Genomic DNA, 26,123 nt, shown 5'->3' on the forward strand with positions numbered 1-26,123 from the left:
GAACAATGTCAGCAACAATCGTGGGTATCGATATCGGCAGTGTGGCCATTCGAGCTGTCGAGCTGAAAGACGCCGATAAGGCACACCCGACGCTCGTGCGGTACGCGGAGCTGCCACTTCCCGTCGGCGCCGTCAGCCGTGGAGAAGTGATTGAGCAGAGCACCGTCTCCTCGGTGTTGAAGCGCCTCTGGTCTACCAACGGCTTCAAGAGCAAAAACGTCGTCTTGGGTATGGGTAACCAGCGGGTGTTGGCTCGCGACCTGACCCTGCCGCGAATGTCTCAGGAACGGATCCGCGAAGCGCTTCCGTATCAAGTGCAGGAACTGCTCCCTGTGCCGGTTGGAGAGGCGATGCTCGACTTCTATCCGGTATCTGAAGGTCAATCCGACTCGGGTCCTGTCGTGCATGGCCTTCTCATCGCAGCCATCAAAGAAGCGGTCCTGGGTAACGTCCGTGCGGTCGAGAAATCAGGTCTCACCACGACCGGAGTGGACCTCATCCCATTCGCGCTTGCCCGGGTGCTTCTTCGCGGGGAGCACGGGAACGGCACGGTCGCGATCGTCGATATCGGTGCGTCTGCCACGACAGTCGTCATCGCGACGAACGGCGTTCCGCAATTCCTGCGGATCATTCCGGCCGGGGGCGATGACCTGACGACGACGCTGGCCCAGCGCCTCGAGATCGGTTCGGAGCAGGCCGACGAGCTCAAGCGGGGTATCGGGTTGCGCACCAAAGTCGATGACCCGCAGTACCAGCTCCCGATGGACGTCATCAACGAGGTCACGAGCGAGCTGCTCATCAGTGCGCGCAACACACTCGACTACTTTCGGCAGTCGCGACCGGATGCGCCGATCGAGCGGATCGTGCTCACCGGCGGCGGAGCGAACCTGAGCGGGCTCCCGGATGCGCTCGCCGAATTGACCCGCACTGTGGTGGTGCAGCCGGACCCATATGCCGGTGTCACCGTATCCAACACGTTCAATGTCGATCAGCCGAGTGATGGCCCATCAGCCATTGTTGTTGCACTCGGCCTCGCGCTGGGGAGCAAAGTATGAGCAAGCACACAGAGGCGCTTACCGTCGGAGGAGTCCCTCGGGCAGACCTGCTTCCGTTCGAGATTCGTGCGGAACACAAAGGTAAGCGCACCCGACGCTCCCTGATCTTCGCCACTCTCGGTGTCGTGTTGCTGGTGTTCGTCGCGACCGGAACATCCTTCTACTTCATGCTGACCTCGCAGATGTCCCTCGCTTCCGAACAGGTGCGCACCACGGACTTACTCGCTGAACAACAGAAATATTCGGAAGTCCGGGTCGTGCAGGACACTCTCTCTGCCGTGGAAGCGGGTCAGATGGTCGGTGCCGCAACGGAGATTGACTGGAAGGCGTATCTCGACCTCATCGAAGCCAGCCTTCCGGCGAACGTCGCGATCCTGGAAGTCGCCATCGATGGCGCCTCCCCGCTCGTTGACTTCGGGCAGCCCAGCGCTCCACTTCAGGGCATGCGTGTCGCCACACTGACCTTCGGCGCGGCGACGGTGGCCCTGCCTGACACCGATGCGTGGCTCGTTGCCTTGTCGGGACTTCCCGGCTACGCCGATGCGAACCCTGACTCGATTGTCGTCGACGAGGAGACCGGACTCTACAAAACCACGGTCACCATGCACATCGGCGAGGGCGCCTGGTCACAGCGCTTCGTGCCGGAAGAGGACAAGGTCGTCGATAGCGACGAGGCGTCGGACGCCGAAGGCGACGTCGCGGAAGGTGGCGAGTAACCATGGATCGAAACAAAATCTGGATCCTCGCGTCAGCGATTGTGATGATTGGAATCCTCGCCCTTGGGTGGTTCGTCGGAGTAAACCCGCTCCTTCAGACCAAGGCGTCGACCGACGAGCAAAAATCCTCGGTCGAGGCCCAAAATACGGCGACCGAACTCGCCATCGCCAAGCTCAAGGGTGACTTCGAGAGTATCGACGAGCTGCGTACCGAGCTCGCCGGCCTGCGTGAATCAATTCCGGCAGACGGCCAGTTGCCGGCCTTTTTGACCCAGCTAGACACACTCGCGAGCGAGAGCGCGACAAAGGTCACCGCACTCACCGTCTCGGAGGCGATCGAATACACCGCGCCGGCTACGTCGGTGGTCGCGCCCCCGGTTGACGAGGCGACCGACGGAGCGACGGAGGGTGAGGCCCCGGCGGAACCCGACGCGGCAGCAGTGGTTCCTGAAGCGCCAGAAACGCCAACGGTCATCACGGATACGCGCATCACCTCGGACAATTTCGTGGCAATTCCGATCACTGTCACGGTGCAGGGGGACCGCAACGGTGCGCGCCTATTCCTGGACAAGCTGCAGCACGGTGAACGGCTCTTTATGGCGATACAAGTGGCAATCGCACCGAAGGACGACGAACTGGGCCAGTTCGAGACCACGGTGAATGGATACATCTACGCCCTGCTGGAGAATACCGGCGAATAGGTCGGAGAATTCCGGCATAAATTCGAGAAGCGGCGCGTTGTTGCTCTGTGTAATAGCGCGTCACGCAAATTTGCGCGCGAGCGGGGGCAATTTAGGGTCGTAAGGCGGAACATCCGCTGATCTGAATTTTCAGCGCCTCCCGTTCTCTCGACATATTGAAGGAAACCCCTATGAAGTTCCGCCTCACACAGGTGCTCGCCGTAACCGCCGCCGCAGGTCTCGCCCTCTCTCTCGCCGCATGCTCGTCAGACTCAGGCGAAGGATCGACGGAGAAGACGTCGAGCGGAAGCGCTCTGGAGCGCGTGACCGAAGCGGGCGAGCTCGTTGTCGGAACCGAGGGAACCTACCGTCCGTTCAGCTACCACGAGGGTGGCTCCGGTGACCTCACCGGGTACGACATCGAAGTTGTGACTGCCGTCGCCGACAAGCTCGGACTCGACGTGAGCTTCGAAGAGACCCAGTGGGACGGCATCTTCGCCGGACTCGACGCAGGCCGCTTCGACATCATCGCGAACCAGGTCTCGATCAGCCCGGAGCGCGAAAAGCAGTACAGCCTCACCGACCCGTACGCCGTGTCGCCTGGTGTGCTGGTTGTTCCGAAGGACAACACCGACATCACGTCGCTTCCTGACCTCAAGGGCAAGACCACCGCGCAGTCGCTCACGAGTAACTGGAAGACCATCGCCGAGGAGAACGGCGCCACCGTCGAAGGCGTTGAGGGCTGGGCCCAGGCTGTCGAGCTGCTCGAGCAGGGTCGCATCGATGCAACCGTCAACGACGAGCTGGTCGTGCTGGACTACCTCACGCAGAAGCCCGACGCCGGAATCAAGATCGTCGACGAGACCGAGGACCCCTCGCTCAGCGCCTTTGCACTTAAGAAGGGCAGCGACGACCTCGCAGACGCCATCAATGAGGTGCTCGCTGAGCTCAGCGCTGACGGCACTCTTGCTTCTATCTCTGAGAAGTACTTCGGTCAAGACGTCACCAAGTAGGCGGCTCGGCTGAGATACTGCCCTCATGACCGAGTGGCAATTTCTGAGTAGTGCACTGTCGGTCGCCGCTCCCACCGCGGCGACCGATGGTGTCACCGAAACCGGGTGGCCACTCTTCTTCAGCTCGTTCTGGCCGCTGCTCTCCGGTGCAATCACGGGGACGATCCCGCTCGCGCTGATCTCGTTCGTGATCGGGCTGTTGATCGCGTTGGTCGTCGCGATCATGCGACTCTCACGCAACCGGTTCGTGTCGAGCATCGCCCGCATCTACATCTCGGTCATCCGTGGCACCCCGCTGCTCGTGCAGCTGTTCGTGATCTTCTACGGGCTGCCATCGATGGGCCTCACCATCGACCCGTGGCCGAGCGCCATCATCGCGTTCTCGCTTAACGTCGGCGGCTACGCGGCCGAAGTGATTCGCGCCGCGATTCTCTCGGTGCACCAGGGCCAGTGGGAAGCCGCGTACACGATCGGCATGTCCCGCGCTCGCGCACTGCGCCGGGTGATCCTGCCGCAAGCGGCACGGGTTTCGGTGCCTCCGCTGTCGAATACGTTCATCAGTCTCGTGAAGGACACGTCGCTCGCCTCGCTCATCCTCGTGACCGAGATGTTCCGGCAGGCCCAGAAGATCGCGTCGTTCACGTCCGAGTTCATGCTGCTGTACCTTGAGGCGGCGCTCATCTACTGGCTGATCTGCCTCGTGCTGTCGTCAGGCCAGAGCCTGCTCGAAAAGAGGTTGGACCGCTATGTCGCTCACTAACCCCCGCCCCGCCAGCGGCGAGAAGCTCCTCGACGTCACCGGGCTCCACAAGGCGTTCGGCTCGAATCAGGTGCTCCGCGGCATCGACCTGTCGATCGAACGTGGCCGGGTGCTCGTGCTGATCGGCCCTTCCGGCTCGGGCAAGACCACCGTGCTGCGGTCGATCAACGGCCTGGAGATTCCGGAGGCCGGCGTCGTGACGGCGGCAGGAGGCATCCGTGTGGATTATGCGGCGAAGCCCGCGAGAAAAGACATTTTGGCGCTGCGCGACCGCACGGCCATGGTTTTCCAGCACTACAACCTCTTCCCGCACATGACCGTGCTCGAGAACATCATCGAGGGCCCGACCCAGGTGCACGGCGTGAAGAAGGCGCAGGCGATCGCCGAGGCTGAGGCGCTGCTCCAACGCGTGGGGCTGGCCGAGAAGCGCGACGTCTACCCGTTCCAGCTGTCGGGCGGGCAGGCGCAGCGTGTCGGCATCGTTCGGGCACTCGCACTCAAGCCAGACCTGCTGCTCTTTGACGAGCCAACCAGTGCGCTCGACCCTGAACTCGTTGGCGACGTGCTTGCCGTGATGAAAGAGCTCGCCGACGAGGGCTGGACAATGCTCGTCGTCACCCACGAGCTCGCGTTCGCGCGCCAGGTTGCCGACGAAGTGCTGTTCATGGACGGCGGTGTGATCGTCGAGCGCGGTGCTCCCCGAGACATCTTCACGGCACCGCGCGAAGAGCGCACGCAGCAGTTTTTGCACCGCATCCTGAACCCGCTGGATGATGACTAACCCCAGCGCGGTTGCCGGAATCCCCGGTCCCGTCGCGCTAAAGTGACCACACTGGGGCACATCAGGCCCTGATCGACGAGGAGTGTCACCATGAGCAACACCACCCCGGAATCGGGCAACGAGAACATTGACGCAGCCGGTCGGAACACGCCACCGGTCGAGAACATCGACGGCGACACCGCTGTGCAGCCAACTGTCGCGCCCGAGAACGCCGACCGCGAGATCGTGATCGACTACGGCTCGGCGGTTGACCCCGAACCGGTCGAATCAGCGGGCGAAGCGGATGCTGTCGCTCCCGTCGCGCACGAACACCACGTTCCTGAGGTGGCCGATCAGGCATATGCCGAAGAGCCAGACACCCACACCCTTTCCTCGGCCGAGCCCACCGTGCTCACCCAGGCCGACCTTCGCGAAGAGGAGATTCGCGCAGCTGAAGCGGGCACCGGAGCCGTCGGCGCCGAGCAGACCGTCGCGCAGCGCGCGATGGCCGAGCGAGCCGAAGCCGATCGCGTCGAAGCCGAGCGAATCGAGAACGAGCGCCGCGAAGCCGAACGCGCCGATGACGAGGCCCGGCGCGCCGCCGCGATTCGCGCCGACGCCGACGCCCAGCGCACCGAGAACACCACGGCCGCGCCAGCCGCAGGTCCCAGCTCGCCGGTCGCTCCCGTGCGCCAGCCGATATACGTTCAGGCACCATCGAAGCCCAAGCCCAAGAGTAACCGCGGCTTCGGTATCCTCGTCTCGCTGCTCGCGACCGTCGTGTTCGCGGCTCTCTACGCCGGCATTCTCGCGTTGATCCTCGCCGTCAACAACGGCTCAGTCGACCTCGTCGGCGAGGTGCTTTCGCGCGCGCCGTACTGGATCCCCGTTCTCTTCTTCTTCCTCGCCATGGCGCTTCTCGTCACCGTCGTGAACCGCGGCGGCTGGTGGGCATACGTACTCGGCGGATTCGTCGTTGCGGCGATCGTTTACGGCTCCTACCTCGGTGGCGTGCTCATCGACGTCGCCAACGAAATCAGCCCCAGCGAAGTCGGCGACACCGTGCGCCGCGCCCTGCTCTCACCGGCGGCCATCATCGCGTTCCTCGTTGCACGCGAGGTGCCGATCTGGTTCGGCGCCTGGATCGCCTCGCGCGGCCGCAAGGTCCGCGAGCGCAACGCTGAGGCCCAGGCTGAGTACGAGCGGGTGCTCGAGCAGGGTCCCGTCGTCGCGTAGTGGCTGCCTTCACTCCGCAGCGCGTCCTGGCCGTCGCTGCGGGCTACGTCCTTGCCCTCGGCGTCATCGCCTGGCTGATCGCCAGCGTGGTCGGACAACCCATTGCGGGCACGGATGTCGCGGGCTGGCTCGCTCCGGTCATGGTCGTCGCTGCGGTGGCCGGCTGGCTCGTCGTCCTGGTCCGTCTTCCTCACGAGGTGCGGCCGGTCGCGCGGTTCGTCCTCCCCGCGCTCGGCGCCGGTGCGGCATTCCTCCTCGCGGCGCTCGTGCTCGACGGGTTGGGCAGCGGTGACCCGGTGAAAGGCCCGATGCTCGCGCTCGCGCAACTCGGATACCCGACGTTCTACGCTGCAGTGGTGCTCGCGCTTGTGGCAACGGCGGTGGCTTCGATGGGGACTCCTCCACATCGCACGGCGAGTGAGCGCCCGATAGTGTGACAAGTACTTCCGGTCCCGGCGATCACTCGCCGGGACCGACCTGCGAAAGGGATTAATCGATGCGCCTGAAACTGACCCTCGCGCGCCCGAACGGCTCGCGAGAAGACATCGTCGTGACAACGGATGCCGCAGCGACGATCTCGGAGGTCGCGTCGACCATCGCTCGGGTCGACCCGGCACAGCCGGTGCCCGCCGACGGTGACTACACGCTTCAGGCCGCACTTCCCGGTCATACCGAGTGGCTGCCACTGCCTCCGGACGGACCGGTCGGCGAGGCGTGGATCGGTTCGGGCGCAACGGTGCACATCGCCGATGCCGGCAAATACTTCTCCCAGGCGAAAACCGGCCACGCGCCGACCATCGCGAACATCACCATCCTGTCCGGTCCCGAAGTGGGCCGCAGCATTCCTCTGAGTGTCGGAAGTTACACGGTCGGGCGCGACGCGTCCTGCGATCTCGTGCTCGACGACAAGCTTGTGTCGAAAAAGCACGTCAGGATCGAGGTGGGCGATGGCGTCGATGTTATTGACCTGGGATCCGCCAACGGAGTCGAGGTGGACGGCGGACTGGTCACGCGCCTTCACGTCACCGACTCCGACACCATCCAGCTCGGCGACACGCAACTGAAGATCAGTCTCTCGGAGTCTGTGGTGCACTCGGGCGTCGCGCCGAAGGCCGGACCGATCTTCTTCAACCGCTCGCCGCGCGTGGAGAAACGGTACCTGGGGCAGGAGTTTGCCGGTCCCGAGGTCCCGGTCGAGCCGGACGACCAGCCGTTCCCGTTCCTGGCCATGCTTGCACCGGCCCTCATGGGCTTCGGGCTCTACGCCGTGACGCAACGGATCACGTCGCTGATCTTTGTTGCCCTGTCGCCGATCATGATCATCGCCAACTTCGTGATGCAGAAGCAGCGCGACAAGCGAAAGCTCAAAAAGCAGATCAAGAAATTCGAGACGAGGCTCAAGGCCCTCAACCTCGAACTGGAGAAGGAACGGCCGACCGAACGCGAACTGCGACTGGGTGAATCGCCCTCGACGCAGGAAGCCTACGAGCAGGCCATGCGCCGTGGGCCCATGGTGTGGACCCGCCGCCCGGAGCACTGGTCGTTTCTCAACGTTCGGCTCGGCGTCGGCACAATGACGAGCCGCAACACCATCAGCTCGGGCGCGCGAGGGGAGATGCTTCCCGAATTCCAGGAGCGTCTCGATGCCGTCATCGAAGAAAACCGCACAATCGATGGCGTCCCACTGATCGACAACCTCTACGATTCCGGAGCGCTCGGTATCGCCGGCTCACCCCGGTCGGCTGCCGGCTCGGTCAACTCGGTGCTCGTGCAGCTCACCGCCCTGCACTCTCCCGCCGAGGTGGTCGTCGCAGCCCTCGTCACCCCCGACTGGTCGCACGAGCTCGCCTGGCTGAAATGGCTCCCGCACACGTCTTCACCGCACAGCCCCATCGATGCGGTTCACCTTGCCGACAGCGCATCAAGCGCTGGCACACTGTTGTCGTCCCTCGAAGAGCTCATCCAGTCCCGGCTCGACAACAACCGGAACAGTTCACTCCGTCGCGGTGCGATGACGCAGAACGCCGCAGCGCTCGAGCGCGGAGCCGACGTCGGTAAGGAGTCGGTGTCGAGTGGCACGAAGTCGCAGATTCCGGCCGTCATCGTGTTGATTACCGATGACGTTGCCGTCGATCGGGCTCGGCTGGTCCAGCTCGCCGAACTGGGAGCGGACGCTGGCGTCTACCCGATCTGGATTGCCCCCGACGTCGCCTCGCTCCCCGCCGTGTGCCGTACGTTCCTCTCGGTGCCTGACGACGGGACCACCGCCAGCGTGGGCTTCGTCCGCCTCGGTGAGTACATCGACGACGTCGAAACCGAACTCATCGATCCCGAGACCGCCCTCGACTACGGCCGCCGGATGGCCCCCCTGATCGACGCCGGTGCCCTGGTCGAAGACTCGAGTGACCTACCGCGCTCCGTGTCGCTGGTCACCCTGCTCGGTCATGACCTGGTCGAGTCGAGCGACGCCGTTGTCGACCGCTGGCGACAAAATGCGTCCATCCATGATCGGACGCCCGGCGCACCGCATAAACCGCGCCGCGCGGGAAAGCTCCGTGCGATCGTGGGTTCCGGTGGCGTCGACGCCATGCATCTCGACCTGCGCACCCAGGGGCCACACGCACTCGTCGGTGGAACGACAGGTGCGGGTAAGAGTGAGTTCCTCCAAGCCTGGGTCCTCGGCATGGCTGCCGAATACAGCCCCGACCGGGTCACCTTCCTGTTCGTCGACTACAAGGGCGGATCAGCGTTCGCGGACTGCGTGTCACTGCCACATACGGTTGGGCTCGTCACTGACCTCAGCCCGCACCTCGTGCGCCGGGCCCTCACCAGTCTTCGCGCTGAACTCCACTTCCGCGAGCACCTGCTCAACCGAAAAAAGGCCAAGGACCTGCTCGAGCTGGAGAAGCGAGGGGATCCAGACAGCCCGCCAGCGCTGATCCTCGTTATCGACGAGTTCGCCGCACTTGTCGGCGAGGTTCCCGAATTCGTTGACGGCGTCGTCGACATCGCCCAGCGCGGTCGCTCGCTCGGCATTCACCTCATCATGGCGACCCAGCGCCCCGCTGGCGTCATCAAAGACAACCTCCGCGCAAACACCAACCTCCGCGTCGCCCTGCGGATGGCCGACGAATCGGACAGCCAGGATGTGGTCGGCATCCAGGACGCCGCCCACTTCGACCCGTCCATTCCGGGCCGCGGCGTCGCGAAGACGGGTCCGGGACGGCTGATGAAGTTCCAGTCGGGGTACGCGGGCGGCTGGACCACGAAAGAGATCGACCGGCCTGATATCGATGTTGCCGAACTGAAGTTCGGCGGCGAGACCCGCTGGGAAGAACCCAACGCCACCCAGGCAGTGGAAAAGGATCTGGGGCCGACAGATCAGCAGCGACTCGTGGCATCCGTCGTCGCCGCTGCCTCCGCAGCGGGCATACCGGCTCCGCGACGGCCCTGGCTCGACGAAATCGCGTCGGTCTACGACCTGGGGCTGCTGCGCCAGCGCAGCGACACCGACCTGCTTCTGGGAGTGTCTGACCTTCCCGATACGCAGCAGCAGAAACCCGTGTACTTCCAGCCCGACGTTGATGGACACATCGCGATTTTCGGAACCGGTGGCTCCGGAAAGTCTGCGGCTCTGCGGACCATCGCGAGTGCGGCCGGGATCACCCCCCGGGGCGGGCCTGTTCAGGTGTACGGCCTCGACTTCGGTGCCGGGAGCCTGCGGATGCTCAACGAGCTTCCGCACGTTGGGGCTGTAATTGCGGGTGACGATACCGAACGGATTGTCCGGCTGTTCCGCCGGTTGAACACCGAACTCGAGGAACGCGGACCGCGCTATGCCGAGGCCAGTGCGGCGAACATCACCGACTATCGGCGTCTCGCCCAACGGCCGGACGAGCCGCGCATCCTCCTCGTCATCGACGGGTATCCCGCGTTCCGCAACGATTGGGAAGTTCCCGCTGGACGCTCGATCTGGTACGACGTGTTCAAGAACATCCTGACCGACGGCAGGCAACTCGGCATGCACGTCGCGTTCACCGCAGACCGACCGGGGGCCGTTCCCAGCAGCATCGGATCCAACGTGCAGCGCCGCGTGGTCCTGCGCCTCTCCGATGACAGTGGGTACAGCCTTCTCGATGCGCCGAGCGACGTTCTGTCTCCGAGTTCGCCTCCCGGACGAGCCATCGTCGACGGCTTCGAAACGCAGATCGCCATTATTGGCGGCTCCCGCCAGATGTCTGACCAGGCGGCTGCGACGAAGCGACTAGCCCAGTCAATGCGGCGCGCGGGCATACCCGACACACCGCCGATCGGCTCACTGCCCAAGGAGTACTCGCAGGCAGAGCTCCCGGCGGGCCTCGACGGGAAACCCGTACTCGGCATCAGCGAAGGCGAACTGGGCCCATATGGCATCGACCCGGCAGGGACGATGCTTCTGGCCGGTGGTCCGGCAACCGGGCGAACAAACTCATTGCTGGCCATCATCGACGCGTTCCAACGCTTCGATCCGGAGACCAGGTTCTACTACATCGGCAACTCTCGATCGGTGGTTTCCAGTTCTCGGGAGTGGGTCGAAGCAGCAACAACCATCGAAAGCATCGCGGCGCTGGCCAAGAACCTGGCGGCCGCCGTCGCGGACCCGGAGACCGAGGGTCGGATTGCGGTGTTCATTGAGGCCATCGGTGACTTCCTCCAGACCCCGGCTGACGCCGCCATCGTCGAACTCACCAAGGCTGTGAAGCGCAGTGATCACTTCGCGCTCGCAGAGGCGGAGACATCGTCATGGAACTCGTCCTGGCCGCTCATGAGCGAGTTCAAAAACGCCAGGCGCGGGCTCTTGCTTCAGCCGGACATGATCGAGGGTGACCTGATTCTCAAGACGCCACTGCCCCGCATCGCTAAGTCAGAGTTCCCGCCTGGACGAGGGATGTACATCGCTCGCGGCAAATTCGCCCGAGTACAGCTGCCCCTCGTCGACCCCGCGTAGGGGATGGGGAGTCCTGCCCATTGGTGGGTGGGGTGTTGGTGGATAGTGTTTGGTGTGCTGGTCGGCCGTAGGGGTGGGCCTTTCAAAATCTGAGGAGTGTTGTCATGGCGAATATGAATGTGACCTACAGCGAGATGACGGATGCTGCTACGCGTCTGACCACGGGCAAGGAAGACCTGGTGTCGAAGCTGACTGAGCTTCAGACTCAGGTGAACAGCCTGGTTCAGAACGGGTTCGTCACGGATCAGGCTTCGGGTGCGTTCCAGACGTCGTATGACCAGTTCACGAAGGGAACGACGGAGGCTGTGAATGGTCTTGAGGGTATGAGCCAGTTCCTGACGAAGGCGGCAGAGGCTCTCGGTAACGTCGACAGCGAGCTCGCTAAGGGCATCAGCGGCTAACACCCACACCACTTACGGCCGGCCCACGTGGGCCGGCCGTCCATCCTCGCTGAAAGGAGTCCGCCATGAGCGACCTGCAAATCCGCACCGACCTGCTTGAGCAGTTGACAACAGACCTCGACGCCATTGCGAAGGAGTTCGACAAAGCGGACGAATTCAGCGATGAGGTTGCGCACGCCGTCGGACACGAGGAACTTTCCGGCAAAGTCGAGGACTTTGCTCACAAGTGGAATGACAAGCGCAAAGAAATGACCGAAGCGGTCAAAGCACTTCAGCAGCAGATCCAGGCGATCTCCGACGCGTTCACCGAAGCGGATAACGAGCTGTCGAAAGCGCTCGAAGAAGCGGCAAGCGAGACGGCAACGACCAATCCAGACGCAGCGCCCGGCTCGCGGACACCGTCCACACCGGACGCTGTCTAGTTTCTTTCGACTTCCACCCATTTCCCGCGGCACAAAGCAGAGGACACGCCATGGCTGACATTGAGTTCCAACCCCTCGAGGGCGACGACGCCGTCGTTTCGTCGAAGGCGGCTCATTACCTTGAGATCGCGCACGCGATCACTCGATCGATCGCGTCCCTCAAAGCTGTTGCTGACACCAGCCAGATGACAAGCAAAGCGATCGACGCGGTCCGAAAGAGTGCCGAGTCTGTGGCAGAGGACATTGGCAAGGCGCAGGAGCGCTATGAGGTCACGGCAAATGCACTTTCGACATATGCGGGAAAGTTGAAGACCGCGAAGAGCAACGCGGATACGGCGATAGCCAGCATTGGGAACGCCCAGTCCAACGTGGAGACCGCAGAGACCGCCAAGACGACAGCTCAGCGGGCGGCGGAAGGCGATCCGACTCTGCCCACGACGGCCGTTGATGACGCTGACGCGGACCTTATTGCTGCTGCCGGTGCCCTGTCGGGGTACCAGCAGGACTGGCGAGACGCGCGGACATACAAGAACAACGCGGCTGACGAGGCCGTCGCCGCGATCATTGCGGTGACCGAGGGCAAAAAGGGCAAGACACTCAACGACTCCTTGTGGGACAACGTTGGGTCGAAAATCTTCGAGGCATTCAAGACGATCTGCAAGTGGGCTGGAATCCTCGCCATCTTCTTCTCCTGGGTTCCCATCGTTGGCCAGATCCTGATGGTTCTCGCCGCCATTGGTGCGGTGCTCGAGCTCATTGACGCACTGGTCAAGGCCATCGGTGAGGGCGGAAGCTGGATGGACGTGCTTGGCGCTGCGGCCGGTGTTGCCCTCACCTTCTTCGGTGGCGCCCTCATCAAGCACCTGGGGAAGCTCGCCAAGTCGTCAATCATCATGAAGAGCGCCGTCAAGGTCAAGGGCAATATGACTGCCTTGAAGAGGATGAAGGGCACCCTTGGACTCAAGAATGGTCAGAGCATCGCTCCGACCATGATGGAAGCTGGCGGCCGGATGCGCATGGGCGTGAAGGACATCTTCTTCAAAGAACCGTTCAAGGCGATGTTCAAGCTGGAAAAGGGCATGACCCGCGCCGACCTGGGTGATTTCAAGACCATGTTCAAGACGTTGGTCACCGACCCCGCGCTCGGTGCCGTCAAGTTCAACAAAGACACGTTCATGGCATTCAAGCTTGCCGCGCTAAATCCGTCGGTTCTCGCCGATCCGATGACGTTGTCACGCCTCGGACTCGCGGGGACCGTGCACGGTGCACAGTCGGTGAACGCCGTGCTGAACTTCGATGTTTCGAGCTGGGAAAGCTACGCAATCGGGCCCGTCGGTGACACCATTGACGCGGTCAAAGAGACCGTCGACGTGGTGTCCTCCGCTTTCCGTAGATAGGGCGTGCTATCTCCGGCCCGTAGGCTGGATGAGCACCCAGTTGCAATCGAATCTATTCTGACCCGGGGGAGCCGAATGCTGCGCGGTAAACGTAACCGAATCATCGCTGACTATGACATTGGATTGACCGAAGACTGGTATCCGATTGATTTGGATCCAGCGACCTCCACAGGATGGCCCCGCACGCTTTCGGGCGAACTGGGCCTTACCGGCGATTCGAAGGAACGCTTGGTCGGGCGTCTCAGCACCATTCAGGAAACGATGAGACGGATGTCGACGCCTCAGCTGGCGACGGCGGTCTGGATCCCGGAACCCCAATCCGGTGAGGTAGCGAGCATCCTTGGATTCGGTCTCGTGCAACTCGCCGACGACCAGGGTCCTGAGACGTACCTGGAGAGCCTCGCAGCCGACGAAGGCCGCCGCGAACTCGGTGTCGAGTTCCAGAATGTTCAAACCTGGACGGCTCCCGTCGAGGCGGGGCTCGCCGTTGGGGCATACAACCTCATCGCACACACCGATCTGGGCGAGGAGCCGCGGGTCGAGGAGCGCACTGTAATTGGAGTGTTCCCTCCCCGCTCGAAAGAGATGATCGAGTGCATCTTCACCGCCCAGTCGATCACAGCGTACGACGACATCATCCAGCAGACGATGGGGCTCGTCGCCACGATCGAGGTCCAGTTGGAGCGCGCATGAAGACCCGTCAAGTTCGACTCGGCCTGACCGACTTTCACTTCATTCTGCCGGGAACCTGGGCGGCAATTCCCATGGCAGACGCCGAGTCGATGAAGAAGCGCGTTGCTGCGCTCGTGAAAGAACAGATGGGGCGGGATGACCGCCTGGCCAGCCGCAGACTCCAGATGCGCAACGAACTTATCGAGGTCGCCGGCAAGGCTGCCGAGCAGGGTGCTGTGTCGTTCGCACTCGCCCTCGAACTGCTGCCGGGGGTGCCATTCGGTGCGGCTCTCATGGCGCGGTTTCAGCCGTGGTCTGACAGCGGCGACGGTGATGTTGCAACCCGGCTTGCGGCCACATTTCCTCACGCGGACATTATCGCCCTCGATGGTGGCGGCGTTGCTGCGCGGGTGGCAGCAGCGGGCTCACAAAAATACGTGACCGAAGAGACTCCGTCGCTGTTCGTTGAGTATTGGACACCCGCGCCACATTCCGACGACCTTCTGTACATCACGGTGTCAGCGCCGATGGCCCCACAGGCCGATCTGTTCACACAGCTGTTTGACGCGGTGATTGGGTCATTGACCTGGGACGTGGACGTGGCCAAGGAAATTCTGGAGAGTGAATTTGTCGAAAACGCAGGATAAGGCGAGACGAGCCGGAAGCGCGGCGAAGCATCGCACGCTCAACGTCGTTGTGGGGATCGGAGTCGCGCTCGCGATCCTCGGCCTCGCAACCCTCGCTGTAAACCTGATCTTCTTCTCGCGGGTCTACGACGTTGCCGCCTGGGAAACGGATGTCACGGTGCCAGGCGGGTTCTTCGCCCTCTCGCCAACCGTCGTCGACCAGCTGTCGTTCTTCGTTGCTGTTCCCGGCGGGCTGTTCCTTCTCGCCCTCTGCTTCATCATGACGGGCCAGGTGCTACGCGGGCGGGTGGGGACCCGTGAAACGAAGGGACTGCAGGGCGGAACCGTCGTTTCGAGCAATGCGATTCTCTCCGCTCGCGCCCAGCTGGCGTGGATTGGTGTCGCGCTGGCGTTCTGGGTCGCGCTGATCATCGTTCCGATGCTGCTTGCCTTGGGCGGCGGCTGGCCGTCGACCGTTCGGGAGCTTCCGCAAACGTACGTCTGGATCAACCTCGGAATGTACGGTGCCTTGGCGGCAGCCATCGCCGGTGTCCTTCTCGTGTCCCATGTGAAGAAGCAGACGTACCTCGCCCTGGTTTCCGCTGACGATGCGCGTTTGCGTGAGGAGCCCAGCGGAGTCTGGCGCTGGATCACCTTCCGCTGGCGCTTTGACCTGTGGCTCGGCGGAATTGGCGGAGCGTTGATCGGCTCGTGCTGGCTCGCGTTGGTCTCCGGAGACATCGTGCTTCTTCTCGTAACACTCGTCATCGGCATCGCGCTGTTCGTCGTCGCTGTCTGGATGGCCCGCCAGTACTGGCGTGCCGGTGTTCCCCTCGGTATGGCGGAGTCATTCGCGTAGGGGATGGGGAGTCCTGCCCATTGGTGGGTGGGGTGTTGGTGGATAGTGTTTGGTGTGCTGGTCGGCCGTAGGGGTGGGCCTTTCAAAATCTGAGGAGTGTTGTCATGGCGAATATGAATGTGACCTACAGCGAGATGACGGATGCTGCTACGCGTCTGACCACGGGCAAGGAAGACCTGGTGTCGAAGCTGACTGAGCTTCAGACTCAGGTGAACAGCCTGGTTCAGAACGGGTTCGTCACGGATCAGGCTTCGGGTGCGTTCCAGACGTCGTATGACCAGTTCACGAAGGGAACGACGGAGGCTGTGAATGGTCTTGAGGGTATGAGCCAGTTCCTGACGAAGGCGGCAGAGGCTCTCGGTAACGTCGACAGCGAGCTCGCTAAGGGCATCAGCGGCTAACACCCACACCCAGACGGTGTGCGCGAAGGCGGTCCGGATTCGGGCCGCCTTCGGCGGTTAACCGCACACCCGGCACTTCGATGGGGACAACTCCCCATCGAGACTGCCCGGGAACATTCATAGGATTGCATGAACATGGCTGCCCACGTAGAAACCATCACAACGTCCCGCTCCGAGGTCACGGTCACCGTCACGGGCAGGAGTGACACGGGACACGTTCGAGCCCACAACGAAGACAGCCTCATTGCCGAGGCGCCGATCTTCGCGGTCGCCGACGGCATGGGCGGGCACACCCGCGGCGACCTGGCCAGTCAAGCGATGGTGCATCAGTTGTCGCACAGCATCCGTCGCGGTGAGCCGACGACGCCCGAGGCAGTTTTCACGGCGATCACTGCGGCCAATTCACTCATTTCGTCATGGGCAGAAACGACGGGGATCGCGGGTACCACGGTGGCCGGTCTCGCTCTCGTCTCACTGTCGAGCCAGGCCGACTGCCACTGGATGGCGTTCAACATCGGTGACTCCCGGGTCTACCTCTGGGACGACCACACCCTCCGCCAGGTCACCGTCGACCACTCGGCGATCCAGGAGATGCTCGACGCAGGCACAATCACAGCGTTCGAAGCGCTGACTCACCCCGAGCGCAACGTCGTCACTCGCGCTGTGGGCGTTGAGACCGACGCCGACCCCGACGTCTGGTTGCTGCCGGCGTCAGACCACCAGACATTTCTGATCTGCTCTGATGGGTTGACCCGCGAAGTGTCGACGGAGCAAATCGAAGCCGTGCTCCGCTCCGGGGTCGAAGATCCCGCCGACCGGCTGCTGCAACTGGCGCTCGACGCGGGCGCCCACGACAACGTGACAATCCTCATCGTCGACTCACGGAGCGTCGATACGACGCCTCCCCGCCCGGGCTATCATGAAAATCGGTCGCTCGGATTCCTCGAGCAGACCCTGCCGAGGATCTGAGGGTGGCATGACAGGGTATCTCTACGCCGACGCGCCTGAGCACGACTGGCTCGCCGTCGCGACGACCGGGCGGGTTCTTGTGGCTCGAGTCGGAGGCGATTCCGAACGCATCGCCCAGGTGGCGGCCGCGGGCGAACCCGCGGCATCCGTTCAAAATGTTCTGGAGATGCTCACGGCGAGGGGACTGTCCAACGTCGGACCGTTCGCGCTGGTTTTCTGGGTCGACGGCGCCATGGCGAGCAACGGCCTCGGCGTCATCGTGCGCGGGGGAGCGACCGTCACCGTCGTCACCGATGACGACACAGTGGTCATCTCGTCGCGCGGAGTCACCACCTGGACCGAGCAGGTCATCGAGAACGCGCTCACCTTCACTGTCGACACCGGCACGAGCAGCGCAACGGCCGAGCTGCTTCCGCTCGGGCAGGGCGCCGCGTGGGTGTCATCGATTCGGTTGGACGCCGATGCGCCACAAGCAGTGACAACGGATGCCGTGGGTACGGCCGTCGCGCCCGAACCGGTTGCGACGCGTCCCGACGTCGAGCCTGAGGCCAGTACGCCCGCCGCGAGTGCGGCTACGCCGGCGGCCTCGACAGGCAGTGCCTCGACCGAGAGCGCCCTCGCCGAGAGCACCGAGGAAACCCGCGTCTTCCACACGACCACCGGGGGCAAGCGCGAGCCTGAAGCCGCAGCAGCGGAGCCCGACGTCGATGGCTACGACTACCTGTTTGGCGCCACCGTTTTTCGCACGGTCGGGTCGGCTGCCGTTGAGCAGGCCGGAGACGCCGAGGACGAATCTGGTGCGCCGAGTGCTCCTGCCGCTCAGGGGCCGACCGCCGCACTGCCCGTAACGCCGCAGCAACCGAGTCAACCGGCCGTGGCTCCCACGTCGACGCTCGGTGATCACGACGGTCACACCATGCTCGCCGCCGACATCATTGAGGCGCGGCGTCGGGCGAAGGAGCGGGCCGGGCGGCACGCGCCCCAGCAGCAGGCCGCGCCGACTCCGCCGGAGTCACCCTCCATCCTCCCGCCCTCGCACGCCTATGTTCTCGAACTGCCCGACGGTGGACGGCAGGCGCTCAGCGCACCCGTCATCCTGGGGCGCGCTCCGAGTGTGTCGAACGTACCGGCATCCGTTCTCCCTCATCTCGTGACGCTCGTGGGTGACGACATTTCGCGCAGCCACCTGCGGGTTGCCGTTGAGGGCGGAACCGTTGTGGTGACCGACCTGCACTCGAGCAACGGCACGCATGTCATTGCTCCCGGGAAGCCACCGCAGTTACTGCGCGGCGGGGAGCCCACGCCGGTGATCGTCGGCACCACCATCGACCTCGGCAGCGACGTTCTGCTGCGCATCACGGAGGCTTAGAGTGGCCGGTCGTTCGGTCGCCACTCCACCAGAACTGCCCGGATTGCACTACGTTCGTCCGCTCGGTGCTGGCGGGTTCAGTGACGTCTACCTCTACGAGCAGGAGTTGCCCAAACGCCATGTGGCCGTGAAGGTCCTCGCGTCTGACGACCTCACCGACAGCTCGCGGGCGGCCTTCGTTGCCGAGGCGAACCTGATGGCGCAGCTCTCGGCGCACCCGTACATCGTGACGATCTACCACGCGGCGGTGGCCCCGGACGGGCGCCCGTATTTCGTGATGGAGTACTGCTCGGGGCCGAGCCTGGCTGAGCAGTACAAGCGCTCACGGTTCAGCGTGGCTGATGCGCTGCGCACCGGTGTGCGGTTGTCGAGCGCCGTAGCTACCGCGCATGCGGGCGGAATCCTGCACCGGGACATCAAGCCGGCCAACGTGCTCACCAACGGCTACGGCTGGCCGGCACTCACCGACTTCGGTATCTCGAGTGCCGTCGACATTGAGCTGCCCGTCAACACGACGACGCGGGAGGCGATGAACGCGTCGGCTGGCGCAACGGCGACCGGCTCGATTGGAATGTCGATTCCGTGGTCACCGCCGGAGATGTTCGACGACAACCCGCAGCCCGACGTCCGCAGCGACGTCTTCTCGCTCGCGGCCACGCTCTACACGCTGCTGGCCGGCCACACGCCGTTTGAGGTTCCCGGCAAGCCCAACGGCACCGTCGACCTGATCGGTCGGATCGAGCGGGGGACGGTGACGCCGATGGAGCGAACCGACATCCCGCGCTCGCTCACAGCCATCCTCGCCAAGGGCATGTCGGTGCAGGCCGACGATCGGTTCGCTACGGCCATTGACTTCGCCCGCGCCCTGCAACGGGTGGAGATGGAACTCTCCTACGCACCCACCGCAATCGACGTGCCCAACCTCACGATCCTCGACCGCCCGGGCGGTTCGGCCGAGGACGTCGGGGATAAAACGCGCATCCGCGGAGTCGCGACAGTGCATGCCCAGCCCGTCGCACCGATCGTGCCTCCGCCATCGGCTGCTCCGGTCGCCGTGGCGCAGGGTGCCGATCCAACCGTGATCCGGCGGATGCCGACCGTCGAGCCCGGGGGAGCGCCACCGACTCCGGTTCCCGAACACACGGTGATTCGGGACCGTCCTCAACCGGAGACCCCTGTCGACGAGGAACCGACGCCCGAGTCTCAGCCGAGACGACTGCTTCCGCTCATCGCTGGGGCCGTCGCCGTCGTGCTCATCGGTGGTGGCGTCGCCGCTGCCGCGATCTTCGGCTCGGGGCAGCCAAACCCGAACGCCAGTCCGACGCCGAAGGCCAGCTCCGACATCGTGGTGGCCGGAGTGCCGTCGCCGGAGCCAGTATCGGTCACGCCGATGGGCGACGGCAGCAGTGTGACGTTTGCCTGGTCGAACCCTGAACCGCAGGAGGGCGACACGTTCATCTGGCGTCGCACCGGCGGGGCGGCAGACGACCAACCGAAGACGGCAACCGAGCCGTCGGTGACTGTGGAGTCACTCACGCCCGGTGATCGGGTGTGTATCGAGATCGTCACGAGACGCAGTACGGGAAAGGTATCGGGGGACCCCTTGGAAATGTGCACACAGTGAAGGCGCCACGCATAGAATTCTGCGGCGAGTGGTACGACATCACTCCAGGGCAGCCATTCTTTGTCGGTCGTGAGTCGGACTTGATCATCGACGAGAACCCGTTCCTGCACCGTCGCTTCCTATCGATTAGTGACGAGAACGGGCTCTGGTGGCTGTCCAACGTCGGCAACCTTCTCTCGGCAACCGTCACAGACACCACCGGGCAGGTTCAGGCCTGGCTCGCTCCCGGTGCTCGACTGCCCATCGTCTTTCCCGAGTTGACGGTCATGTTCAGCGCAGGGTCGACAACGTACGAGTTCGCCATCCACTCTGAAGCCGAATACTTCGGTACGAGTTCGATGACCGCGATGTCAGCCGGTACGACAACAGTCGGTCCCGTGCACCTCACGAGTAGCCAGCGCCTCCTCATCGTCGCGCTCGCCGAAAACGTCCTGCGCCAGGACTTCCCCGGCCGTGGCGAGATCCCCGCCTCCGTCGACGCGGCCGCCCGCCTCGGCTGGACCCAGACCGCGTTCAACCGCAAGCTCGACAACGTCTGCGACAAACTCGACCGCATTGGTGTGCGCGGGCTCCGCGGTGGTCGAGGCAAGCTCGCCACCGGTCGCCGTGCGCGCCTGGTCGAGTACGCCGTTTCCTCGCGCCTCGTCGACGCAAGCGACCTCGTCCTCCTCGATCGAGAGAAGGAGGAACGCGACAAAGCCGATGCCGCGTCGGCGACCGCCACGTCCGAGGACCCGGGTGTGGTGGATTCAGGGCTCTCGGCGGCACCGCCACTTACCCGCTCCTGAGAGCACAACGGTGCGCGTGCATGCGAACGCATGTGACCGGCCGCGCCGGTGCATGCTAGCGTTTGCTTGGGTTTCGGGGTTATCCCCCAAACGGGCAAGCGCTCGCATGGGATGCTACGAACTGGTGTCAGCCCCGGGGGGACTACAACGTGTTGAAATGGCTCAAAGGTCGCAAAGTCACGGCCTCGGTCGTCGCACTTTCCGTTCTCGTCGCCGTTCCCGTCACCGTCGCCGTCCTGCACGAAGGATTTCCGGTCACCGATGTTGACTTGAGTGCCCGCGACGTCTGGGTCACCAACGGTACCGAGCTCATGGCCGGTCGCCTCAACCGCCAGATCGAAGAGCTCAACGCCTCGGTCGCCACGGTCTCGAACGACATCGACGTGCTGCAGAACGGTGAGAACGTGCTCCTGCACGACCGCTCAGGCTCGACGGTCGAGCGCGTCGACTCGGCTTTCACGACGCTCATCGAGCGTGCCGACATGCCGCCCGGCGCTGAACTGTCGCTCGGAGACACCAAGCTCAGCATCGTCGACCCCAAATCCGGCGAGCTCTGGGTCACGAACACGGCCGGTGAGCTCCGGTTCTCCACCGTCGACACCAAACCACTCGCGAAGCTCGGCAAGAACGCGAAGGCGGTCGTCTCCACCGAGGGCACCACCTTCGCGGTTTCGCCCGAGAAGAAGAAGTTATACGCCTACCCCAAGGGTGGCGGAGATCCGAAGGTCACCGATCTGCCGAAGCTGGACGACTACCTGCTCACGGCCGCCGGTGAGCAGGCCGTCATCCTCGATCGTGACAAAAATCGAATTCTGACGGATGCGTCCAGCTCTATCTCGCTTCCCGACCAGGGCGTCAAGCTGCAACAGGTCAGCGCCACCGGGGGTGAAGTCATCGTCGCGACAGGATCGTCCCTGCTGCGCGTGCGACTCAACAACGATCAGCCGCAAACCATCAAAGCCGAGATCACCAACCCGGTGAAGAAGGCCAACGAGATCTCGTCGCCGGTCAACCTCAACGGCTGTGCACACGGAGCCTGGTCCGGCGCGAGCAAGTACATGGCCGTGTGCGGCGACGGGTCCCCGTCACGCCAGGCAATCGAACCGCTCGCCGAGGGAGCGACCCTCGAGTTCCGGGTCAACAAGAACGTCATCGCGCTCAACAACCTGCAGACCGGTGACGTTTGGCTCGTCGACGCCAACATGCGCCTCGTCAAAAACTGGGAAGAAGTCACACCACCTCAGGAAGACGACGGTGAAGAGGGCGACGAGAAGGCATCGACCCAGTCGTTCGAAGACACCCTCGCCGACCGCACCGAGCAGAACCGTCCGCCGATCGCTCGTGACGACGTCCTGGGCGCGCGCCCCGGCAAGAGCACAATTCTCCCCGTGCTCGACAACGACACAGACCCCGACGGTGACGTCCTCACCATCAACGAAAATTTGCAGGGGCTCGCACCTGAATCCGGTCTCATCGAGTTCATTGATGGCGGACGTGCGCTGCAGTTCACCCCGAACCCCGCACAGTCCGCCGGAACCATTTCCTTCCGCTACTCGGTCTCCGACGGTCGCACCGGCGGTGTCGCCGAGGCGACGGTGAGCGTCACCATCATGCCGATGGAGACCAACGCCCCGCCGGTCGAACAGCGCAAGGGTGCGGTGAGCGTCGAGGTGGGTCAGTCCATCTCCTACAACCCGCTCATCGACTGGCGTGACCCCGACGGAGACGACGTCTTCCTCCAGTCCGCCGTTTCCGATAACGGCGACCTCGTGCGGTTCTCGCACGACGGCTTCGTGACCGTCACCCATACCTCCGCTCAAGAAGGTCCACGCGATATCGTCTACGTCGTCTCTGATGGCTACGAAACGGCATCCGGAACCTTCACGGTTGACGTCAAACCGGCCGGAACTCTCGGGCCGATCGGAACCCCCGACCACGTCCAGACCTTCGTGGGCGAACCGGTCGAAGCGTTCCCGCTCGATAACGACCTGTCGACGAACGGGTCGCAGCTCGCCCTGCTCGGTGCCGAGGCGCAGAGCGGCGGCCTCTCGATCACCATGAAGCCCGACACCAATTCGATGCAGCTGGTCGCCGGAAACTCCGGTGTCTACTACGTGCAGTACACCCTTGGTGCGGGCGCGGCCACGAGCATCGGCATGCTGCGGGTCGACGTGCGCGATGCACCCACCGAGGTGCAGAAGCCGATCGCCGTCCACGACACCGGCTATCTCCGCCCCAACGAACCGACGTCGCTCAACGTCCTCACCAATGACGTCTCACCCGGCGGGGCCGTCCTCGCGATCCGCTCGCTCGACATTCCTGACGAGTCCCGTGTTCTCTCGATCGAGGTGCTCAACTCCTCGGTGATCCGGGTGACGTCCTCCGGCGCGGTCACCGACCAGCTGCAGTTCAGTTACACGCTCTCCGACGGTACGAACGAAGCCACCACGACGGTGTCGATCGTGCCCGTTCCGCCGCTCACGAAGCACCAGGCGCCCATCGCGGCTGATGACACCGTGACCGTCCGCGCCGGCGACATCGCGAGCGTTCCTGTGCTTGAGAACGACGTGCACCCCGACAATGCCGTGATGACCCTGGCAACAGAGCTCGTCGAGCCCGCAACGGCCGGCCTGGCATTCGTCACCGATGACAAGGTTCGGTACCAGGCTCCGCGCGAAACCGGTGTGTACACGGCCGTGTATATGGTGACGGATGCCTTCAAGCAACAAGCCGTCGCCCGCATCACTTTCAATGTGGTTGCGCCGAACAAAGATGAGAACCAGGCTCCGGCGCCGAAGACGCTGACGGCTCGCGTCTTCGCCGACTCGTCCGTCGTCGTTAACGTTCCCCTCGACGGGCTCGACCCCGACGGCGACTCGCTCGTCTTCGACGGGCTCGCCAGCTCACCGGCGCTCGGCAGCGTGGAGACCTCAGACAGCACGACCTTCACCTACACCGCGGCACCCGGCTCAGCCGGAACCGACGTGTTCTCGTACACACTCAAAGACACCTACGGCGCCACCGCAACCGGAATGGTGCGCATCGGCGTCATCGAGCGCGCCGCTCAAGACTCCCCGCCGATCGCCGTCGATGACACCATCGAGGTGCAGCCAGGCCGCGTTGCGACGGTTCCCGTGTTGGCGAACGACTCAGACCCCAACGGGTACGAGATCGAGGTTGTGAAGAAGCTCAAGGAAGTTCCCGAGGGCGTCACGGCAACCGTCAAAAAGAAGCAGTTCGTTGAGATCGAAGCGCCCGACGAAGAGACCACGCTGTCGATTCGATACGAGATCACGAACAACAACGGTGGATCCGACACCGCGTTCGTGCAGGTGCGCGTGACGAACGAAGCGACTATCCAACCGCCGACGCTCAAGGACCACATCGTCGAACCGGGCGACGTGGTCGGCGAGAAGACGGTCGACATTGACGTCCTGGCCGGGGCGAACAACTCCGGCGGACGCACCGAAGACCTTGAGGTGTCCCTCGAAGGACCGAACGCATCCAACGCCGAGAACCTCGGCAACGGCAAGGTGCGCGTCACCCTGGTCGACAACCGGATGGCCATCACCTACCGGTTGACCAACACCATCGACGACCTCAGCTCCTCGGCCTTCATCGTTGTGCCGCCGTTCTCCGACGGCCTGCCGCCGGTCATGCGTGAACTGCCGATCCAGTACGTCGAGAAGAACGGCACCCGCACCTGGAAGCTCGATGACATTGCCTACTCGCCGACCGGCAAGAAGATCAGCATCACCGACGCGAAGAAGGTCACCAACGCGAAGAGCAACGGCGAGTCGAGCTTCGTCAACAATCAGACGCTGACCTTCACCCCGGCGCTCGACTACCGCGGTCCGGCGAACATTACCTTCGAGGCATCCGACGGGTCGTCGACCGGCGTGTCCACACTCGTGCTGCCTATCACCGTCGGTGACCCCGAAATGAAGGATGAGCCGCCGACATTCACTCCGCCCGACCTGACGATCGAGGCGAACGGCGACCCATACACCGTCGACCTCCGCGCGGCGAGCTTCCACCAGAACCCTGAGGTCCTGGCTGCGCTGACCTACTCGGGACTCGGCGGCATGGCTGGCGGCATTGCGGCGAACCTCAGCGGGTCCACGATCACGGTGTCCGCGCCGTTCGGTACTCCAACGGGAACGGCGGCCACACTGACGTTCCAGGTAAAGTACCGCGAGTTTGTGATCGATGGCTCTGTCCACGTACGTGTTGTCGCGTCGTCGAGGCCGATGCCGTCCACAGTTGACGACTCGGAACCGAACGGACGCAGCAGCAAAGCGGTGACCCTTCCGGTGCTGGCTAACGACTACAACCCGTTCCCCGGCCAGTCGCTGACGATCGTCGACACTCAACTCAGCTCTGGGAACGCCCAATGCAAGGTGTCAGGAGAGAACCTGATCATCACGCCTGGGCCAGAGAAGAGCCAGCAGATCAGCTGCATCTACACGATCCAGGACGCGACTAAGGATGCGTCGCGGCAGGCCCAGGGTCGCGCGGACGTGGTTGTCACGAGTGCGCCGGATGCGCCCGCGCGGCCAGTTCTCACCCCGAGCGACAGCAAAATCGCGGTGAACATCAACGCATCTCCTTCCAGCAATGGGGCGACCATCACCACGTACACCGTGAAGCGCAACGATGGTGTCGAGCAGTCCGGTAAAGCTGGAGAGACAAAAACCTTCAGCGGAACCAACGGCGTGAACTACACATTCACCGTGACGGCGACCAACAATGTCGGCGAGAGCGCCGCGTCACCGCCCGCCTCAGCCGTCTCGTATGGCATCCCAAGCAAGCCGGGGGTTCCAAAGATGGACCAGAGCGGCCCGCACGAGGGGTCCTCCGTAACTATGAGTTGGACCGCGTCCACTGATGACGGAGGAGACCCAACATTTGAATACAACTGGCGAATTAGCGACGGATCATCGGGCTCCGGCAAAGCGAAGTCAGCGACAGTGGCCAAAGCTGGAATTGGGGTATACAACGGGTCGGTCAGGGCATGCAGCCGAGTCGGCTGTACTGACTGGGTCGACTCAAGTAATAGCGTGGCGATCACGAAGAAGCCCGACCCGCCCAAGCAGGTGACGAACATCAGAGGCTACGACGGTCCTTCCAGACACTGTGACGACAACGGCTGTGTTGATAACAGCGTGAAGATTCAGTTCTCCTACGAGAACTGGCCGGCAGGAACGTATCAGGTTACGCCTCAGTTCAAACAGAACGGCGAATGGAAAAACATTGCCCGTACGTACCCCACGTCCATGAGCGGGAATGGCACCGTCCAGTTGACGTCCTACATTCAGCCGGCGTACGCACCGAACGGCGTTCGTGTCCTCATCGACGGCTACACCAGCGAAACCTTCTACCTCTAGT

21 protein-coding genes are annotated in these 26,123 nt (G+C 63.5%); all 21 read left to right on the forward strand.

Annotated elements, in window-relative coordinates:
* The first annotated feature begins 5 nt into the window (after positions 1-5).
* The 21 genes from pilM (at position 6) to L1277_RS00285 (ending at position 26,122) form a co-directional block, all read left to right on the forward strand.
* The gene (gene pilM / locus L1277_RS00185) at positions 6-1,055 is read left to right on the forward strand and encodes a type IV pilus assembly protein PilM (protein ID WP_253374355.1); all 1,050 of its coding nucleotides are present in this window, start codon (positions 6-8) and stop codon (positions 1,053-1,055) included.
* Complete coding sequence (locus L1277_RS00190; RefSeq protein WP_253374356.1) at positions 1,052-1,771, forward strand: hypothetical protein; 720 nt, start codon at positions 1,052-1,054, stop codon at positions 1,769-1,771. Before pilM ends, L1277_RS00190 begins: the two co-directional genes overlap by 4 nt.
* Before the next feature lie 2 nt (positions 1,772-1,773).
* Positions 1,774-2,472: a hypothetical protein gene (locus L1277_RS00195; protein WP_253374357.1), complete on the forward strand. Its 699-nt coding sequence runs from the start codon at positions 1,774-1,776 to the stop codon at positions 2,470-2,472.
* A 170-nt stretch (positions 2,473-2,642) separates the two neighbouring features.
* On the forward strand, positions 2,643-3,464 hold the full coding sequence (locus L1277_RS00200) for an amino acid ABC transporter substrate-binding protein (protein WP_253374358.1): 822 nt from the start codon (positions 2,643-2,645) through the stop codon (positions 3,462-3,464).
* A 25-nt stretch (positions 3,465-3,489) separates the two neighbouring features.
* Entirely contained in the window at positions 3,490-4,224 is a 735-nt protein-coding gene (locus L1277_RS00205) for an amino acid ABC transporter permease (RefSeq protein ID WP_253374359.1), read from the forward strand.
* The gene (locus L1277_RS00210) at positions 4,211-5,005 is read left to right on the forward strand and encodes an amino acid ABC transporter ATP-binding protein (protein WP_253374360.1); all 795 of its coding nucleotides are present in this window, start codon (positions 4,211-4,213) and stop codon (positions 5,003-5,005) included. Before L1277_RS00205 ends, L1277_RS00210 begins: the two co-directional genes overlap by 14 nt.
* A 90-nt stretch (positions 5,006-5,095) precedes the next feature.
* On the forward strand, positions 5,096-6,220 hold the full coding sequence (locus L1277_RS00215) for a hypothetical protein (protein WP_253374361.1): 1,125 nt from the start codon (positions 5,096-5,098) through the stop codon (positions 6,218-6,220).
* Positions 6,220-6,657 (forward strand): hypothetical protein, encoded by a 438-nt coding sequence (locus tag L1277_RS00220; RefSeq protein WP_253374362.1) that lies wholly within the window; start codon positions 6,220-6,222, stop codon positions 6,655-6,657. Before L1277_RS00215 ends, L1277_RS00220 begins: the two co-directional genes overlap by 1 nt.
* A 59-nt stretch (positions 6,658-6,716) precedes the next feature.
* On the forward strand, positions 6,717-11,207 hold the full coding sequence (locus L1277_RS00225) for an FtsK/SpoIIIE domain-containing protein (protein WP_253374363.1): 4,491 nt from the start codon (positions 6,717-6,719) through the stop codon (positions 11,205-11,207).
* 104 nt (positions 11,208-11,311) lie between these two features.
* Entirely contained in the window at positions 11,312-11,608 is a 297-nt protein-coding gene (locus tag L1277_RS00230; RefSeq protein ID WP_253374364.1) for a WXG100 family type VII secretion target, read from the forward strand.
* Positions 11,609-11,673: 65 nt separating this feature from the next.
* Positions 11,674-12,030, forward strand: a complete 357-nt coding sequence (locus tag L1277_RS00235; RefSeq protein ID WP_253374365.1) for a hypothetical protein — start codon at positions 11,674-11,676, stop codon at positions 12,028-12,030.
* Positions 12,031-12,080: 50 nt separating this feature from the next.
* Entirely contained in the window at positions 12,081-13,427 is a 1,347-nt protein-coding gene (locus L1277_RS00240; protein WP_253374366.1) for a putative T7SS-secreted protein, read from the forward strand.
* 75 nt (positions 13,428-13,502) lie between these two features.
* The gene (locus tag L1277_RS00245) at positions 13,503-14,120 is read left to right on the forward strand and encodes a hypothetical protein (protein ID WP_253374367.1); all 618 of its coding nucleotides are present in this window, start codon (positions 13,503-13,505) and stop codon (positions 14,118-14,120) included.
* A complete protein-coding gene (locus tag L1277_RS00250) occupies positions 14,117-14,746 on the forward strand; it encodes a hypothetical protein (RefSeq protein WP_253374368.1) in 630 nt (209 codons plus the stop codon). The genes L1277_RS00245 and L1277_RS00250 overlap by 4 nt, the downstream gene beginning before the upstream one ends.
* Positions 14,721-15,584 (forward strand): hypothetical protein, encoded by an 864-nt coding sequence (locus tag L1277_RS00255; protein WP_253374369.1) that lies wholly within the window; start codon positions 14,721-14,723, stop codon positions 15,582-15,584. The genes L1277_RS00250 and L1277_RS00255 overlap by 26 nt, the downstream gene beginning before the upstream one ends.
* A 104-nt stretch (positions 15,585-15,688) precedes the next feature.
* The gene (locus L1277_RS00260) at positions 15,689-15,985 is read left to right on the forward strand and encodes a WXG100 family type VII secretion target (RefSeq protein ID WP_253374364.1); all 297 of its coding nucleotides are present in this window, start codon (positions 15,689-15,691) and stop codon (positions 15,983-15,985) included.
* A 135-nt stretch (positions 15,986-16,120) separates the two neighbouring features.
* On the forward strand, positions 16,121-16,954 hold the full coding sequence (locus tag L1277_RS00265; RefSeq protein WP_253374370.1) for a PP2C family serine/threonine-protein phosphatase: 834 nt from the start codon (positions 16,121-16,123) through the stop codon (positions 16,952-16,954).
* A gap of 7 nt (positions 16,955-16,961) precedes the next feature.
* Positions 16,962-18,323: an FHA domain-containing protein gene (locus tag L1277_RS00270; RefSeq protein ID WP_253374371.1), complete on the forward strand. Its 1,362-nt coding sequence runs from the start codon at positions 16,962-16,964 to the stop codon at positions 18,321-18,323.
* A gap of 1 nt (position 18,324) precedes the next feature.
* Positions 18,325-19,947, forward strand: coding sequence for a protein kinase (locus L1277_RS00275; protein ID WP_253374372.1), 1,623 nt, complete (start codon positions 18,325-18,327; stop codon positions 19,945-19,947).
* Complete coding sequence (locus tag L1277_RS00280) at positions 19,935-20,735, forward strand: hypothetical protein (protein WP_374110137.1); 801 nt, start codon at positions 19,935-19,937, stop codon at positions 20,733-20,735. The genes L1277_RS00275 and L1277_RS00280 overlap by 13 nt, the downstream gene beginning before the upstream one ends.
* Positions 20,736-20,884: 149 nt before the next feature.
* Positions 20,885-26,122 carry an Ig-like domain-containing protein gene (locus L1277_RS00285; RefSeq protein WP_253374374.1) on the forward strand — a complete coding sequence of 1,746 codons (5,238 nt, stop codon included), beginning with the start codon at positions 20,885-20,887 and terminating at the stop codon, positions 26,120-26,122.
* Position 26,123: the final 1 nt, after the last annotated feature.

Source organism: Okibacterium sp. HSC-33S16 (assembly GCF_024171565.1).
Taxonomy (GTDB): domain Bacteria; phylum Actinomycetota; class Actinomycetes; order Actinomycetales; family Microbacteriaceae; genus Mycetocola_A.

What these genes read in the sequence shown, in the direction of transcription:
- pilM (WP_253374355.1), top strand. Translation starts at nt 6, where the DNA reads ATGTCAGCAACAATCGTGGGTATCGATATCGGCAGTGTGGCCATTCGA.
- L1277_RS00190 (WP_253374356.1), top strand. Translation starts at nt 1,052, where the DNA reads ATGAGCAAGCACACAGAGGCGCTTACCGTCGGAGGAGTCCCTCGGGCA.
- L1277_RS00195 (WP_253374357.1), top strand. Translation starts at nt 1,774, where the DNA reads ATGGATCGAAACAAAATCTGGATCCTCGCGTCAGCGATTGTGATGATT.
- L1277_RS00200 (WP_253374358.1), top strand. Translation starts at nt 2,643, where the DNA reads ATGAAGTTCCGCCTCACACAGGTGCTCGCCGTAACCGCCGCCGCAGGT.
- L1277_RS00205 (WP_253374359.1), top strand. Translation starts at nt 3,490, where the DNA reads ATGACCGAGTGGCAATTTCTGAGTAGTGCACTGTCGGTCGCCGCTCCC.
- L1277_RS00210 (WP_253374360.1), top strand. Translation starts at nt 4,211, where the DNA reads ATGTCGCTCACTAACCCCCGCCCCGCCAGCGGCGAGAAGCTCCTCGAC.
- L1277_RS00215 (WP_253374361.1), top strand. Translation starts at nt 5,096, where the DNA reads ATGAGCAACACCACCCCGGAATCGGGCAACGAGAACATTGACGCAGCC.
- L1277_RS00225 (WP_253374363.1), top strand. Translation starts at nt 6,717, where the DNA reads ATGCGCCTGAAACTGACCCTCGCGCGCCCGAACGGCTCGCGAGAAGAC.
- L1277_RS00230 (WP_253374364.1), top strand. Translation starts at nt 11,312, where the DNA reads ATGGCGAATATGAATGTGACCTACAGCGAGATGACGGATGCTGCTACG.
- L1277_RS00235 (WP_253374365.1), top strand. Translation starts at nt 11,674, where the DNA reads ATGAGCGACCTGCAAATCCGCACCGACCTGCTTGAGCAGTTGACAACA.
- L1277_RS00240 (WP_253374366.1), top strand. Translation starts at nt 12,081, where the DNA reads ATGGCTGACATTGAGTTCCAACCCCTCGAGGGCGACGACGCCGTCGTT.
- L1277_RS00245 (WP_253374367.1), top strand. Translation starts at nt 13,503, where the DNA reads ATGCTGCGCGGTAAACGTAACCGAATCATCGCTGACTATGACATTGGA.
- L1277_RS00250 (WP_253374368.1), top strand. Translation starts at nt 14,117, where the DNA reads ATGAAGACCCGTCAAGTTCGACTCGGCCTGACCGACTTTCACTTCATT.
- L1277_RS00260 (WP_253374364.1), top strand. Translation starts at nt 15,689, where the DNA reads ATGGCGAATATGAATGTGACCTACAGCGAGATGACGGATGCTGCTACG.
- L1277_RS00265 (WP_253374370.1), top strand. Translation starts at nt 16,121, where the DNA reads ATGGCTGCCCACGTAGAAACCATCACAACGTCCCGCTCCGAGGTCACG.
- L1277_RS00270 (WP_253374371.1), top strand. Translation starts at nt 16,962, where the DNA reads ATGACAGGGTATCTCTACGCCGACGCGCCTGAGCACGACTGGCTCGCC.